Origin of the sequence: Pedobacter chinensis (assembly GCF_003339865.1) — a bacterium.
Taxonomy (GTDB): domain Bacteria; phylum Bacteroidota; class Bacteroidia; order Sphingobacteriales; family Sphingobacteriaceae; genus Pedobacter; species Pedobacter chinensis.
The window spans coordinates 1-15,192 of the sequence record NZ_QPKV01000014.1 but is presented as its reverse complement, the minus strand read 5'-3'; the positions used below and the strand labels follow the sequence as shown (position 1 = coordinate 15,192).

The following is a 15,192-nucleotide window of genomic DNA, read 5'->3' as shown; positions in this document are numbered from 1 at the left end:
TAACCACAAAAATAGTAAATTTGTTTTATATACTTTACAATACGCAATAATTAATTGCATTTAAAATACATTTATACTTTCAAACATAAAATTGAAACCCTAATCATTCTTGAGAAGCAATCAATATTTCGTGTTCAATCCCAATAAATGTTCATGAAACACGAACATTCAAATTCAATGAACAAATCAACTCCTCCAGCTCTTTTCCCAGACGATTTTATTTACGTAAACGCGAGTTTTCGGCGATCATCGCCGAAAACTACAAAATGTGTAAACAGAATTAGTGCTATTGTACCCGATCAAAATCTCAGTAAAATGATTATTGCTTCAGTAAAATTGATAACAAGAGGCTTCACTTCAGTAAAACGCATATACTATTTTTCAGTTACATTTGTTCATGAATCATGAACAAGCTTTTAAAATGAACCCATTCTAAAAAGTATCAGCCTTCAAAATATCCCCATATTTCACTTTCAGGGTCACCGTTCTTCCCGATATTTGCTTCTCAGTGAGCTCAATATTCAACACCTTATTTTCCGGAAATGTCATCTTCTTCAGCACAAAAATATTGCGGTAGTTCCGTTTAAAGGGGGTATTCGGGTAGAGTTGCCACACTGGTTTGACCTCTGCGGACTGCACATTGGTTGCCTTTGTGATTTTCTTGTCCTCAATCTTGAAACGGAGTTCATCGATGTTATACTTAAGGCCAGTCCTGTTTTCAAAAGAAAGATCCAGGAAGATGTATTCACCCAATGTGTAAACCTGGTTTAGCCTGGTGCGGATGCCATATCCATCTGCACTCCGGATTGCAGCGGACATTCTGCTTTTCAGTAAGCTCAAAGCATGGACTTTCATAGCCGGGGTAGACAGATCTACACCGGAAATATCCAGGGGCTGGCAGTGCTCCGGCATGATGTTTAGCAATGTAGGGGTCAACCCCAGGCCTGGTGGTACAAAGCAAAGCTGGTATTGTGCAATAAAGCTTTCTCCAATAACGGTTACGACGACCGAAGCATCGGGAGTACGGAGCAACAAATAGGCTGAATCCGGGATAACTTTCAAACGAAGCACATTTGCCTCCAGCAAATCCCCGGCTAAAGCATGACTGGACACGTCCACTTTCTGGATAGGCTCCGGAGAAACGATGTGCAAGGAAACACCGTGGGTAATTTCTATCCTTGGCAGGCTGTTCAGCTTGACCAGCGCACTATGCTGGGCATGGGTAGCAACAGCCAAAAAAGAGAATGAAAACAAAAATGCCAGTAAAGAGCGTATTGGCTGGCGGGTGATCAGGTTTGACATAAGCTTAGTAATTATTCTGATTTTTTCTGAGTTCTTCCGGGTCTATCAGGTAGACCAGTGTATTGTACTTTAGTTTTGCTTTGTTCTGGCGGATCAGTTTTCCTACAGCGGTGGTGGTTGACTGGAACATTTTCTGGAGCAGCCCCATCACCAGCTGATTGTTGTTTTCTGCCTGCTGCTGTAAGGTGAGTCCCTGAGTTGTATTATTACCCAGTTCCCGCGAGAATTCCCGGAAAGCTGAAGCAGGGACATACAAACCAGCGGCACCATCATTGTCATAGACCTCCAGGCGTACCGGCAGGATATGGCCATCCTGCATAATGGAACTGATGACCAGGTTCACACGTTGCCCGCTGAAACCATTGATCTGGGCAAACAGATAAGTCCCCTTTTTGATCAGGAAACGGCCGGCCATCATATCTTCCAGCAACCGGATCCGCAACCTGGACCCCGCATACCCGGTAATGTTCTGATCGACGATAGCGTTAATAAAACCCTCCGGGGAAGCCGCTGAAATGGTATTGAAAACGGATGATCCAGAAATAGATTTACTCACTGGCAGCTTTTTCTCAGATTCCCGGTCCCCTTGTAGCTGATCATGCTGGCGTTTTTTTTCCTGTGCTGCCTTGTATTCCGGATCCGCGGCCTTACCCATGCTGTCTACCAATGCCATCTGCTGACGAAAAAGCTGCATCGCATCAGGCTCGGAAGCTGAGCTCCGGGTAGGGCCAATCACAGGGGCTGGCCTGGACATTTTTGCCAGGGCATCTGCAAGTGCCCTGTCCTGGGCAAAAGAGGAAGAACGTCCGGCACTGCCTCTGCCAGAAGAATAGGTGCCAGCCTGTCCGGGATTACCCATATGACCTGCTCCACCATATCTTGACTTCATGACCTGGTCAATGGAATCCAGCATTCGCTTTTCCCGCTCATTGTACAATGAGCCTGGCTCAGCAGCTACTGTTTGTTCTTCCTGTATCGCACCTATGGCCGTATAGCCATCTGACTGTTTAAAGCGGTCGCGGTAAGCATCCAGTTTACCGCTCAAACCAGAATTCTTCACCTGGTCTGACACCCCGGCAACATTCATTTGCAGTGAATCTTTTCCCGGATCACCCGATGTTGGGGGGTCAGCTACACCTTTATAGATATAGAAGAAAATAAAAAGAAAAGGCAACAAAATCAGCGGCAGGATATACCTGGGCTGCTTAAAATTCATTTTCATAACGGTTTTGTTAATGGGCTCCTGCCCGCTTGTAAATGGAATCGATCTGCTTGAGCTTACCTTTCAGCAGCGTGCTATCCGCATCCGACAGCTTTTGCTTTTTTAGTATCTCCCTGACCTGCCCGTTCAACACTTCCAGCTGCTCCAGGTCCTGGTAAATAGATAAAGCCTGGCCCAATCCGCCGCTGGACGGCAAACTCTGTGCGGGCATCCTGGGAAACCCTTCAGGTTTTGGCTTGCGCAGCACGGTAAAGGCAAGCAGGGCAGACCCCAGGATGAGCGTGATCATCGCAAAGAAGGCAATGCGCTTAGAGATTGTTTTTCTGAACATTTTCCAGGTCTTTATTTTGAAGGGTCTTCCAGGAGGTGATCAGCACCGCATTGGGGTTGTTGTCCGAACGGAACTCCAGGTCACGCAAATAACCCTCAGTAACCAGTGAGCGGGTAATCATGGAACTGCGCCGGTCAATTTTTTGAGTGCCGTAATACCGGAAATATTTTCGCGCCTCATCCAGAAAAATGGAATCTGTCCGGATCGTTAGCACCGAGCTTGAGGACAAGATAGAATTGAAAAAATTCCGCTCTTTTAAATTGTTGTATTGTGCCGCGCCGCTCTCATCAATCAGGTACATGGCCTGTTTCATCTGGTATTCGATGTACTTATCATCGGGGGTGAGTGAAAAAAACAGGCTGTGAAAACGCGCAATGTGCGCCCTGTATTCTGCTGCACGGTTCATCTGTACATCCGTCTGCCTGGCAAGTACGGGAATGCCACCAGGATCCAGGATGTAAATGCTCTTTCGGGCATTGCTCACCTGCCGGTAGGCAAAAAAACTGACACTGACGGCTATTAACACCGAGCAAATTAAGCAGCCAGCGGAAAGGAAAGTTGCCAACCGGACTTTTCCTTCAATATTCTTTATAATCATATGTTTACCCCTTCATCATTTTAATGGCCATACGGGACAAATTAGATGCACCCCGCCCCATGCTGGATGCCGCTGAAGTAATCCCGGAAGTAGAAACTACCCAGGTCGATATACTGGGTACGGTCAGCATGGTCAGGCCGCCTATCAAAAAGGTAACGATCACCATCCCGAAAGAAAGCAATCCGTTTCCTGCGAACGCAAGCAGCTTTTCCATATTTGAACCAGCACCTCCAACTAACTCCTGATATCGTGATATTTCCGCCTCCATAGCATATTGCTGAAAAAGAGAGGCTACATAAAGCACCAGGTAAGCAATCCCCGAATAGAGGTTCACTGAGACGAACCGGGCCACCCAGGTCGTAAAAGAATCCCTGAAGGCAGGCAGAATACTGATGGCTACAGCGAATGGCCCGAGTATGATCAGTATGGTCGAGAAAATAATCTGCACCATAAATATAATATATACACAGATCCGTAGTATCCAAAGCGCCAGTGTTTCCAGCATAGAGGTAGCCAGTAACTGCAAGCTGACCTGCAAACGGTTCCTGAGTTCAACAATGGGGTTCCAGACTTCAGCAAACCCTTCCTTTACCGAGGACTTCACCGACTCCCAGGCATTCTCATACCAGGTATCCGCCTCTTTTTTGGCCGTTTCAGTCTCCGCCTGAATGGTCATCAGCTGATTGGCCACTTCGTTCATGAGCTGGGCACGCTGCAAACGCAGGTTATTGACCTCCACCTGGCTGCCATCGAACATGGCCTCGGTCTTATTGGCCACAATATCGGTCGGAAAAGCCACTACCCTTGTAAAGACCGGCCACCATAAGATCACCATCACCAGCCCAAAAGGACGCAGCAGTGGCATCACCTCCAGCTGCTTGTCACCGGCCATCATTTCGTAACTCTTTACTGCAAAGAAGATCAGCATGAAGATTGCAGAGAGTGCCTGCGCATCAGCAATGAAGGCATCATAATGAGTCCAGACGGTATTGCGCATGGCTTTTAAGAAGTGCATCATACCTTCCTCGTACACCCCATTGCCCTGCAGAAAATTAAAAGTATTCTTAAATGCTTCCGGATCAACCGGTGCGGCCTGTAGCAACAGGCAACTGCCTAACATATTCGATCCCATAAGCTATAGTTTAGAATTACTCAATATCCTGTCGGCGATCAGCTTGTCATTCTGTTCACCAGCTGAAGTGGCCTGTGCATTAGGTTTTCTAGCCTTCTCCGCCGTTTCTGCCAGTGACAAGTACAGTTTAGACCTTTGCCTTTTAGCTTCCCAGCTTGCCCTGAGCGTGCGGTATTCTCCAAGGATCCGGTGATAGCCCAGGATCCGGGAACCACGGTCCATATTGGCGGTACGCAAAGCGGCAAGCCTTTCGCGGATAGCAAGGCTCTCTTCCAGGTACCAGTTCACTAAGCCCGTACTTTGAAGGTACTCACGTTCCTTAATTTCCAATCCGGAAAGCAATGCCCCATCATTTTGCCCGGTCAGCGGATCAAACTCTTTGGAATAATACAGCATCCAAAGCGGATCCAGTCCGGAAACAGCGCCAATATAGTTGGAGGTTTCTGTTAAAGCGGTATTTCGCAGGGTATCCGCATGCAGTTTATAGGAATTGCTGCTTTGTTGCATGGCCAGCACCAAGCCCAGGCGCTGGGTCTGCGGACCGTAAGGGCTAAGCGGCCTCAAATCTGTTTTAGGGTAATTCGGATGTAAACCCCAAGTGAGCCAGTACATAGGGTTCAGGTATAAAAACCCCGGTTCCGGCACAAACTTATTCCGGTCCCATTGCTTAAACACCATACGCTCCTGCTGGTAACGGATGGCATCATCGCGGATTGCCTTTTGACCAAAGGCCACAGGCATGGCCAGCCCCAAAAGGAGCAAAGCCAATAGCACGTATTTCATGATTAATTTTTTAAGAATTTTAAATTCAAAAGCAGTTCATCCACTTTTCTTTTGTCCTGGTTGATAAAGCCCTGGTAAGGATTGAGCGAACGCAGCAGTCCCGCCTGCTTTGCCCAGTACATAGAGCGTCCAAGACTATACACCAGTGCACGCATGACCTGCAACTCCAGGATCACCTTTTTCAGCAGCAGATCGCGTTTATCAAAGTCCATGAGTACATTTTCCCCTTCGCGCAGGACGAAAGAAGAAACCTCGCTAACCAGATTGATCCCCCGGTTTTTCAACTGCCGAGCAACGTCTTCAGCAAATAACAGCAAATGGGGATCATTGGCTGCCAAATCAAGCATGTAATTGCTTTCTGAAACGATTTCAGTAGCCAAACTCCCGACCTGCCTGGCCATAATCCCTGTTTTCAACACCTGGTTGACCTCTATTAAGGAACCACGGATGATGTCTTGCACCAGCACCACTGAGGAAACATTCAGATTGATATCGTCCAGCTGCTGCTTAATCGTCGATAAATACCCTGTATGTGTATTTTCAGTTGTAAGCCGCATTGCCCCGTTCTCATTCACCGCAGTAAAATGCCTGCGGTCAATACTACCCGCTGGGAAAAGCCTTGCCGGTTGAAAATCAAAAGAAAAAATACCAGCAGGATCGTTTGCAAAAATCTGCTCATATCAGGGCTGTTTTAAAATATCTATGCGGCGCATGATCTCCTCTACCAGCTGCTTGTCCTGCTGGACAAAGGCAGCAAAGGGATTGAGGCTGTCCAGTTTTTTCTTTCCGCTGGCATATTGCAGGGATTGGGCAAGACCACGGGAGGTGCCCGCGATGCGCCTGAGCTCAACCAGCACATGACCGAACAGCATCTTCCGGTCTGAAGATTTCATCTGGTTTAAGTCTCCAATACTAATGGCCAGGCCATAGAGGTAATTGCCAAGTAAATGTGCCTGCCCGACCAGATCGGCTTCTACATCCAGGGCCAGCGCGATCAGCAAGGGATCATCTGAGGCAAGCGAAATAATCTGCTGCTGACGATCCACAATCTCACTTATGATCGGTGCGGCCTGGATGCCAATCTGGGCCGCATCAATGGCCAGGCCTAAAACCTTAAACCTGGATTGCAGCTCTCTGTACTTAGACTTCAATTTTGCCATTTGCCCACGGTTGACTTCCTCGTTTGCCGAAGCCAGTGCTTGTTTGTCCCTGGCTTCTTTTTGCCGGGTGTTTTCCGACTTGCTCTGGTCCACCAGCTGGTGAAGCAGGACTACGTTGGTTTGCGCGATGGCCAGTCCATGCAGGTTCAACAGTCCCAATATTAAAAGCACTAACCTCATTGCTTCAAATATTTGGCCGTCCGGATGATGTCATCGGCAATGCGCTTGTCCATATTCATAAATCCGCTGTAGGGATTTAAGGAGTTCAAAATGCCTCGCTGTTTCGCCCAGTACATCGACCGGTGCATGCCATAGGCCACCCCACGCAAAATAGTCAGCTCGGTAACAATCCTGCCCAATAGCCTGGCCCTTTCTCCGGAGTCCATCAAATTATTTATCCCTCCAGCCAATACAAATGAGCTGACCTCAGCCGCAAGGGCTATTGAACGGTTTTTAAATTCCCTGGCTCCGCCTTCGGCAAATAACAATAGTACAGGGTTGGATCCGGCGATCTGCAAAGCTTTATTGGCATCCGAAGCGATATCCATACTGATTTCAGCTATGTCCCTTACCGCCAGTAAATTTCGGACTACGGCAGACACTTCACTCAGGCCACGATAAATCTGGCTTTGCAGATCATTGACGATGGTCAGTTGTCCAGTTACGGCCAGTTGTCCCCGCTGGATCAGGGTCAGGTTATCATTGGTTCTGTTCAGCTGTGAATTGATGATGCTGCCATGTGAGGCCATAGCGGCAGAGGTAGTCGGATCAATATAAATGGCCTGAGAGAAGCTTGAGCCGTACAATAGCAGGCATCCGATCCATAAAAATAATCGTTTCATAAAACTAAGTTGTAAATGGGTAAATACCGCTTCGGTTGACTTCAGCCACAAAAGCGGCCAGAGATAAACCGCTCTCATTTAAGTGCGAGACAAAGGCGTTCAAAGCAGCGGAGTAATCACCAAAATTTCTTGCATAGGTTTCGACAGCATTTTTTTCTGGTTTTTCGGTCGTATAAACCAGGTACTGATAAATCGAAAGCTCGATCCCATATACTTCTCCGACGGTTCCCCTTTTGATATAAACCTCCTTAAAACGGCCGCGGCCTTCCTGGTTATCCAGCTTGTTAATGGTGAAAATCTTCTTTTGTTCAGCCTCTGACAATGACAATAAGCGGGCAATCTCCCCATAGTTGTCCCTGAATTTACTCTGGTCCAAAAGGATGACTGTATCCGACTCGGAGATGATACATTCCTTTAAAATGGGATTCCCCAGCACATCAGACAGCGACTGCGTCACTTCGATCACCTCTCCCCAAAACTTTCGGACTGTCTTATTGAGATACAATAAAAATCCTGCCATCAGGGGTGACCCGATGGCCTTCCAGCATTCCTCTAAAATGAGGCATTTACGCTGATGGGTACGAAAGCGCATCTTCTGGATGAACAAATCCACAATCGCCAGGGTAATAATTGGAAACAGAATTTTGTTTGACTGTACCGAGTCAATTTCAAAGACGATAAAAGGTTCGGAAAACAGCGAAGCATCCGTGCGCTCATTCAAAATGGCCTCGTATTCACCTTCCTTGTAAAACTTCTTCAATACAAACCGGAACTCATCCAGGTCAAATGGGATGCGCTCCTGCTCCTTGATCTGCGGAATACGCCGGAGTGCATACTCATAAAAACTATTGAAATTCAGCTCGGCAATTTTAAAGGCATCTTCCCCACCCGGATCTGATCCGGAAAAATAAGTCGCATAATAGCCGGAGATGACACTGGCAATCACGTCCCGTTCAACAGAGGAGATCTGGCCTTCGGTTCCCTTCCAAAGTAAAGAGACCAGGGTGATCAGAAAATCCTTCTTTTCGATATTGTATTCAGATTGGCTGATCAGAAAGGGGTTCATCGTGATAGGCCTTTCCTCTGTATAGGTAATGTACCTGGCCTTCAGGTAGGTATTCAGACCTGAATAAGAGTGGCCGACATCAACGATCACCACATCCATATTGTACAATAAATATTGCTCCACTATCGCATTGACGCATACCGACTTCCCAGATCCGGATGGCCCGACGATGAGCTTATTCCTATTATTCAGCCTTCCGGAGTTCAGATCTGAAGGGTCAATGCCAATGGGAATCCCTTCCCGGTTAGTAAAACGGATCAGAAATTCAGAATCCTCGTCCTGCTGCAAGCTCTCCTTAAAGAAAAAGCAAAGAGCGGCATCCGCCGTTGTCAAAAACCAGTCGTAAACTTTGAGTTCAACCCCATTGCCAGGCAAGGCAGTCCTGAACAGTTCCATCTGGTTATAGCTTTGCCTGCTCGGCAAAATGCCCTGTTGAAAGAGTGAGGATTCCACGAAGTTGCAGGCCCTGGCAATTTTGTCCTGATCTGCGCAGACAAGGATATTAAAGTGAGCCTGGACCAACAGCTGGTTTTCCCTGGCCACATCCTCCATTAGCCTATCAATATCCTGCACACAAACCAGGTTGGCCGGATCTGGCACCCCGCTGTGCCGCTTGCGCTTGACCTCCAGTTTGGTGAGCACCAGCTGCTGTGAGGGAATTTCTATGACCTGGTTGTAAATCATGCAATGATAACCCGGCACCTGGTGCAGGAAAAACAAATTATCAACGGGAAAGCCTTTGAGCGCAGCAGATTCCTGCCGTTCACTATAGGGCGCGATTTCCTCAGGCAGATCTATCACATCAGTATTGATCAATGAAATACTGCGCACCGCCCTACTCCCAAGCCCCAGTTGCTGTTCACCGCAAAGCAGGTTGTCCATTACCGGATGCCCGGAAGAAAATTCCATAGCAAGTACCCTGGTGACATATTTCTGGATGTCAGGTTCCATTAATAGTACTGGTCGCAGTCCGGCTCCGGAAAATAAGTCCAGCACCTTATCGGCATGCTGAACCAGCTCGGAGAGTACTTTTTCGTTGTATACATAAAATGCACCTTTCTTCACCTGCCGGGTCAGGATCAGGTATGTGTTGATGTGTGTACTGATCCTACCGGAAAAATGCTCATTGTACTTTTGCTGAAGAAAAGTAGATGCAGGACGGGGCTCAAAAGCACGTCTGGAAAACACATCCTGCTTTTGCAGGAGATAACCTTCTCCAAGAATTTTGATGGCGTTCAGCAAAACCTGCTGATAACCCTGGTAAGGCTGGGGATCAGCGCCATATTGTATAACAGGGTTGCGGATACTGATGATCACTGAGCTTTCCCCGGCTTTTCCCAGCAAGATCGCCTTTCCCTGGAACTCATCGATTCCGGCAAAAGGCATTTCAAATGCCCGTTTATGTTGCATAGGATTTTTGAAAAGGGATAGGATGGATCATGACACCCCGGTGCAGTGTCCTGGAATAAAGACCGCCTTTCTGTTTATGAAAGGTGTAGAATAGACCTGCCGAAGCATTCAGAATGGTAAACAGTCCACCCAGGTACATATTGGATAATGCACTGATGATACCGCCCGAAATCAGTCCAATGACAAGCGAGCCAATACCCCAGGCAATGAACTTTCCGCGAAAACCGCGATAAATAAGGGGCTTTTGCAGCCCCTTATAAATTGGATACCGAACCATTAGACGCCAAAGAAGGCTTTGATCACGACCGAAACCAAGACCAGGAAAAGGCATGATCCGCCCCAACCCATGATCTCTTTGTTGATGTCCTGATCCCCGTTGTTCCATTTGATGTATACACGCACACCGCCAATGAGACCGACCACCGCGCCGATGGCCAGGATCAAAAAAGAAACCGGGTCGACATAAGTGCTTAAAGATGAAGTGGCCGCATTGATACCGGTCACACCGCCGCCCTGGGCTTTAGCCGAGTTGAAGGAAGCCATAGCAATGACCACCAAAGACAATAGACTTTTGGGTTTTACTGTCATAAAGAAAGATTAATGGTAAAAAAATGATGAATTAATAAATCCCGTAAAGGGCGCTGAGAAACCCTGCGACCAGCAGCAGGAACAGGCAGGAGAAAAACCAGCCCATGACCTGGGCATCAATGTGACGGCTACCGGACTGCCAATTGGCATAAACACGAAGACCTCCAAACATCCCGGCAATGGCGGCCATCACCAGCACCAGGTCTGTAAAGCTGAAGTACCATCGGTGGACTTCGTTTCCTGCACTATAAAACTCAGCGATCCCCGGCTGGGCATAAAGTGAGAGCGGGGCGCTGGAAAAAATGAGGGCATAAAACAAGACAGCCGGAACTGTCTTTAGAAATTTGAAGATCATAGATCAATAGGGGATCTCCCTGGTATGCTGAATCAGTTCGTCCTTGGCCCGGATCAGTAGCTCAGCAATACTCACCGCGCCGGTTGCCTGGATCTGCCCGGAACTCAAAACAACCGTCCCTGGTAATGCCATAGCATTACCAATGGCGGGGATTTCATCAACAGGGGAATCCTGCAAATAGGAAATCAGTTCAGGCTCGGAGGACTCTTCAAAAAACAGTTCCTCTTGCTCTGGTACGGCTGGTGATGAGCGGCCAGAGATCAATAAATCAAAGGCCAGGTTGAGGCCATAATAGGCCAGATAAGCCAGGCTTATCCATAGGCCAAAAGTAGTCCATGTCATAAATCAGGATTTTTAAGTGAGTCTTGGATATAGGTCTGCAGCCAGGAATGTTTCGACAGCAGCCTGTGCAGTGCAAAAACAATAACCTTGTTCATCTCCACGCCGCGGACCAGCTTTAAACGCCGGAGCAGCTTCATGGTGCCCGCATCCACCCGGATCATACTTTTTTGCTCGCCCGAATAGTTAAAAGCCTCCAATTGTTCAAAAAACTTGTTAACCTGCCCTTCGGTATATTTTTTGGCGGCAGGCATCAATGTTTCCTGATCGGTCGAAGTTGATGCAGAACAATCACTAACCTGCGCGGCTGGCAACTGAATTCCGGGATCCGGTTCTAACGATTGCTTAACATTTTTTTCTGGTTCCGGGGGCTCATTGGCACGAAGTTTCTCCCGGATTTCATCGGCGAGGCTTTTGATCTGCTCGTTCATGAAGCGCCCTCCCTTGGAATATATTTTTCATAAAGGTGTTCCAGCAGGGGCAACACCACAGGCAGCACGATTGCCGGTGTTTCATTGGTACTCAGGCGCTGGAAATCCACGCGGTCTGCAATACCAGGACAAAGTTTGCCGAACCGTTCCAGCACTTGGTCTACCTGCTGGCGGGTCTCATAACGTACGGTGGTCTTGATCCGGTTCGGTACAAACAGCAATGGAGCGTGGTTATTGATCCGCTGGGTTACCATTGCGAATAGCAGGGTCGAGTCTACTGAAAATTCATCATAATTAAAGGGGCACAAGATCAGATCGGCAGAGAGAAAAACAGGGATCAGTCCATCATCGTCCATCTTACCGGGCAGATCGATCAGCAGCAACTCTCCCTTTTTTCTTTGTATGGCTTCCAGCAGTACCGGAAAATGCTTCAGGTCGCATGGGATCACTTCGTAGGGTTCAGGGTTTTCCAGTACTTTCGCCTTTTCATATTTGGTGACGATACTTTGCTGGTAATCCATGTCCAGGACGGTAATCCTGCGCCTGCGGACCTGGCTCAGGTAATTTGCCAGCAGTAGGGTGAGTGTACTTTTACCTGCGCCACCTTTTTGGTTGCCAATTAAAATGACCATAAAAAAGCGATTAAAGGGTAAAAAAATTTATCGGGTATTTGTTCGGGCCTTGCGCTTCCGCCTGCGGGTTGGACCCAGGATCTGCTCATCATCCACATCACCCGAAATATCCAGGCGCAGATCCTCCAGCGCAGATAAAATGGGTGCTTGCCCGGATTGATCGTATTGATCTTGTGGAGCTTCAGCTGTCCAGGTGGGTTCCGGCATTACTTCGGGTTCAGCTAGCCAGATGTCCAAATGACTGCTGTCCGTTACCGGTTCATCCAAACCGGCAATTGGCGGATAAAGTTCTGTTTGCTGTAGTTCCTCCGTCCACCCGGCGACAGGAGAAATCAGTTCCCTGATGTCCATCAGCTCTTTTCCTTTCAGTACCATTTTCTCTTTATGGTCAATGACAGAAAAGCCATAAGGGGGCTTGCCGGGTGCGCCATGATATAAAACCTGCAACCCGAATTTTTGCTGGAGTACTTCAGATAGCTTTGACGAATAGGTAAAGGCCGGGCCTGCGGTTCCACCAGGCAATGGTCTGGATACAGGAAAGACCTCCCCGGAATGTATCAGGCGGTACCTTTCCACAATCGCCCGGAGCTGGCTGGTGCGTGGTTTATTCTTTTCATAACCAGCAATCCGGTTATCAACATCCCTTAGCGGAACTTTGCCCAGCATATGGCCAAATTTGTAGAGCCTGTAATCCGCGCCTTTCATTTCCAATCTGTATCCTTTCGCTTCCATCAACATGGCAAACTGAGGCCGGGTGGAAAAATTATAGGCAAGGGCTTCCGTAATATCTTTTGTAAACTGCTCCGCAGGATCCTGGGCCATGATCCTGCCCAGCACCTGGTAAGCCTTTAACTTCTCAAAGGAATCATTGATCTTTTTTCCAGACCGGTCAATACGGGTAGAGACGATATGCACGTGCGCATTAGCGGTGTCGTTATGAAAGACGACGATGTAGGGCTGCGATCCATACCCCATTCCTTTCATCCATTCAGCGGCGATCTCTGTAAGCTGCTGCTTGGAATGCGATTGCCCCTTACAGGAGATGCTGACATGCAGCTGGGGATACACGATCTTTGAACTTCGGGCAGTCACCGCCGCCAGGTAATTGATGTAGTCTGAGGGCTGCAGGTTGTCCATTCCCTGTAAAGCTCCGAAGCCGGAGACCAGCATCAGTTCTCCCTTATCTTTCTCCATCTTACCAGAATTGTAGCCGATCCCGCGGAAAGTCTCTGATTTTCTAAGGAATTTTACGATCATATTTCAACCCTTCATCAGGCGGATCAGAAGCCGCATCAGTTGCTGGATCTCCAGGTGCTGCTGCTGATATATAGAAAAGAGGCCATTAAATTCTGAAATCACTGCTGCTTCCAGCATTCCCCGCTTATTCAGGACATTGGCATGCCGGGCCAATTGGTTAATGTTATTGCCACTACGGCCCAATTCCGATCCTATATTATCCAGGGATGCCAGGAGCTCTGATGTATTGACCAATACCTGCCCTTGCTGACTAAGCAGTCTGGTGCGGATGAGTTCTGTCCTTGAAATGCCTAACTCCCGGGCAGTAGCCATGACCTGTTGATGTTCTTCCTCGGTCAATTTTGCCTTCAATATATGCTCACGCCTTCCCGACTCCAGTACAGGTCTGCCTACTTTTTTTATAGGTGTTTTCATCCGCTTGAGAAAAATCTTATTGAATAGATGCCATGATCCTGCCACCAGCACGCACCCGTTTACGGTAATTCGTATTTAGCTGGCCTAGTGCTTAGCTGTTTTGCAGGAATCCGCGATAAAGTACTGACTTTTTGTATTCGGCAAGTTGTGTTTTCGGGTACCCGAAAACTAACTTGCCTTTACCCGCCTCATCCCCTGATCAGGGGAGAGGTTCGGGAAAAGGAGTAAAAAACCCCGCGCAACTTGGGGTTTTAGCAAATTGGCTAATCAGCTGGTTGGCTGATCGGCTCGCAAAAGAGCCTACCACTTGGCCAGCCTATTATTAGGCATGCAAAGGGTTTAGCTTGCCAAGCTGCCAACTGTTGACCCCGCCAATCGCTTTACAGATTTGCGGGCCAATCCGCTTAACAGCCATTAACCGGCTCAAATTTTTCAGGCTTCAAAGGTGCTTCAGGTGCTTGAGCTGAAGGCTGATCTTTTGCCATTTTCTCAAAACCTCTCAGGACATCTTCAAGCGCATCCGCCCTTCCTGTCACATAAGCCTGGACGACCTTTGATTGACTGCGCATGGCTTCTAATGCAAAATAAACAGCAGCGATAAGCAGGAGAATGTTCGCTACAATATTTGTCAGCAGTAAAATAAAATTCACATTGGAATTGATAAAACATAACATCATCATCTTGTATTTTTTAAGTAATTAGTTTAACGTTTATAAGTATTCAGGACCTTTTGGAACACCCCTTCTTCTTCCCAGGGCATCCGGGGCTGGGGCTCGTCCATCAGCATGGCATTGTAATCTTCATAGCCCTGGTAAGCTGATGCACCATTGGCAGCGTCCGGGTAAACAGCCAAAAAAGAAGCTGCTGCTTTCCGGCCTGGCTCATCATTGTCAAAAAAGCAGGTCTTATCCTTAAAATCGACTGCCGCCTTTATTGCATAGTCGATCAACGCAATGCTGTTCAGTACAAAAACCGAAGATTTGTCCTGGGGATTTTTTGTCGCCCAGCTCAGGTAGTCCATCATACCTTCAAAAAGTACCAGCCGGTTTGACTCGCCTTTGAAAATGCTCATCCCTTTCTGACCGAGACAATGCTTCCACTGGGCAGCGGTACGTATTTCCCAGGCCATGTACTCGTTCTGCCAGCCCACACCAAAGAGCTTTTTTCCTGCCCTGGGACCCGCAATGCAGCGAAGATAGACCTTGGAATTGCAATAGAAAAGTAGAGACCTTTTTATGCAGCTTCTGTTTTTTCCCCAGCGATGGTCTGCCCGGCTTGTTCGGGAGTGTTATAGTCCAATGCTGAATGCCTTCTCTTTCTGTTATACCAG

The 15,192-nt window shown here is 47.8% G+C and carries 20 protein-coding genes; all 20 read right to left on the bottom strand.

What is annotated here, in order from left to right; all coding sequences use genetic code 11:
• Window positions 1-432 precede the first annotated feature (432 nt).
• A complete protein-coding gene (gene traN / locus DU508_RS21700; protein WP_115404766.1) occupies window positions 433-1,302 on the bottom strand; it encodes a conjugative transposon protein TraN in 870 nt (289 codons plus the stop codon).
• A gap of 4 nt (window positions 1,303-1,306) precedes the next feature.
• Window positions 1,307-2,524 carry a conjugative transposon protein TraM gene (locus DU508_RS21695; protein WP_115404765.1) on the bottom strand — a complete coding sequence of 406 codons (1,218 nt, stop codon included), beginning with the start codon at window positions 2,522-2,524 and terminating at the stop codon, window positions 1,307-1,309.
• Window positions 2,525-2,534: 10 nt separating this feature from the next.
• Complete coding sequence (locus DU508_RS21690; RefSeq protein ID WP_147273672.1) at window positions 2,535-2,855, bottom strand: hypothetical protein; 321 nt, start codon at window positions 2,853-2,855, stop codon at window positions 2,535-2,537.
• A complete protein-coding gene (gene traK / locus DU508_RS21685) occupies window positions 2,833-3,453 on the bottom strand; it encodes a conjugative transposon protein TraK (protein ID WP_115404763.1) in 621 nt (206 codons plus the stop codon). The genes DU508_RS21690 and traK overlap by 23 nt, the downstream gene beginning before the upstream one ends.
• Before the next feature lie 4 nt (window positions 3,454-3,457).
• The gene (locus tag DU508_RS21680) at window positions 3,458-4,585 is read right to left on the bottom strand and encodes a plasmid transfer protein (protein WP_115404762.1); all 1,128 of its coding nucleotides are present in this window, start codon (window positions 4,583-4,585) and stop codon (window positions 3,458-3,460) included.
• A 3-nt stretch (window positions 4,586-4,588) separates the two neighbouring features.
• Window positions 4,589-5,368 carry a hypothetical protein gene (locus tag DU508_RS21675; protein ID WP_115404761.1) on the bottom strand — a complete coding sequence of 260 codons (780 nt, stop codon included), beginning with the start codon at window positions 5,366-5,368 and terminating at the stop codon, window positions 4,589-4,591.
• 2 nt (window positions 5,369-5,370) lie between these two features.
• Entirely contained in the window at window positions 5,371-5,943 is a 573-nt protein-coding gene (locus DU508_RS21670; protein ID WP_147273671.1) for a hypothetical protein, read from the bottom strand.
• 105 nt (window positions 5,944-6,048) lie between these two features.
• Window positions 6,049-6,708 carry a hypothetical protein gene (locus tag DU508_RS21665; RefSeq protein ID WP_115404759.1) on the bottom strand — a complete coding sequence of 220 codons (660 nt, stop codon included), beginning with the start codon at window positions 6,706-6,708 and terminating at the stop codon, window positions 6,049-6,051.
• Window positions 6,705-7,370, bottom strand: coding sequence for a hypothetical protein (locus DU508_RS21660; RefSeq protein WP_115404758.1), 666 nt, complete (start codon window positions 7,368-7,370; stop codon window positions 6,705-6,707). The genes DU508_RS21665 and DU508_RS21660 overlap by 4 nt, the downstream gene beginning before the upstream one ends.
• Window positions 7,371-7,374: 4 nt before the next feature.
• Window positions 7,375-9,846 carry a TraG family conjugative transposon ATPase gene (locus DU508_RS21655; protein WP_115404757.1) on the bottom strand — a complete coding sequence of 824 codons (2,472 nt, stop codon included), beginning with the start codon at window positions 9,844-9,846 and terminating at the stop codon, window positions 7,375-7,377.
• Entirely contained in the window at window positions 9,836-10,123 is a 288-nt protein-coding gene (locus DU508_RS21650; protein WP_115404756.1) for a DUF4133 domain-containing protein, read from the bottom strand. The genes DU508_RS21655 and DU508_RS21650 overlap by 11 nt, the downstream gene beginning before the upstream one ends.
• Window positions 10,123-10,434, bottom strand: coding sequence for a DUF4134 domain-containing protein (locus tag DU508_RS21645; protein ID WP_115404755.1), 312 nt, complete (start codon window positions 10,432-10,434; stop codon window positions 10,123-10,125). Before DU508_RS21645 ends, DU508_RS21650 begins: the two co-directional genes overlap by 1 nt.
• 31 nt (window positions 10,435-10,465) lie before the next feature.
• Window positions 10,466-10,789 (bottom strand): DUF4134 family protein, encoded by a 324-nt coding sequence (locus tag DU508_RS21640; protein WP_115404754.1) that lies wholly within the window; start codon window positions 10,787-10,789, stop codon window positions 10,466-10,468.
• A 3-nt stretch (window positions 10,790-10,792) separates the two neighbouring features.
• Window positions 10,793-11,131, bottom strand: coding sequence for a hypothetical protein (locus DU508_RS21635; RefSeq protein ID WP_115404753.1), 339 nt, complete (start codon window positions 11,129-11,131; stop codon window positions 10,793-10,795).
• Window positions 11,128-11,559, bottom strand: a complete 432-nt coding sequence (locus DU508_RS21630) for a hypothetical protein (protein ID WP_115404752.1) — start codon at window positions 11,557-11,559, stop codon at window positions 11,128-11,130. Before DU508_RS21630 ends, DU508_RS21635 begins: the two co-directional genes overlap by 4 nt.
• Window positions 11,556-12,191 carry a ParA family protein gene (locus DU508_RS21625; RefSeq protein ID WP_115404751.1) on the bottom strand — a complete coding sequence of 212 codons (636 nt, stop codon included), beginning with the start codon at window positions 12,189-12,191 and terminating at the stop codon, window positions 11,556-11,558. The genes DU508_RS21630 and DU508_RS21625 overlap by 4 nt, the downstream gene beginning before the upstream one ends.
• 27 nt (window positions 12,192-12,218) lie before the next feature.
• Window positions 12,219-13,385 (bottom strand): relaxase/mobilization nuclease domain-containing protein, encoded by a 1,167-nt coding sequence (locus DU508_RS21620; protein WP_158542227.1) that lies wholly within the window; start codon window positions 13,383-13,385, stop codon window positions 12,219-12,221.
• Window positions 13,386-13,451: 66 nt separating this feature from the next.
• Window positions 13,452-13,862, bottom strand: a complete 411-nt coding sequence (locus tag DU508_RS21615) for a plasmid mobilization protein (protein WP_115404749.1) — start codon at window positions 13,860-13,862, stop codon at window positions 13,452-13,454.
• A gap of 404 nt (window positions 13,863-14,266) precedes the next feature.
• Window positions 14,267-14,542, bottom strand: a complete 276-nt coding sequence (locus DU508_RS21605; protein WP_147273670.1) for a hypothetical protein — start codon at window positions 14,540-14,542, stop codon at window positions 14,267-14,269.
• A gap of 23 nt (window positions 14,543-14,565) precedes the next feature.
• On the bottom strand, window positions 14,566-14,991 hold the full coding sequence (locus DU508_RS21600; RefSeq protein WP_115404746.1) for a toprim domain-containing protein: 426 nt from the start codon (window positions 14,989-14,991) through the stop codon (window positions 14,566-14,568).
• Window positions 14,992-15,192 lie beyond the last annotated feature (201 nt).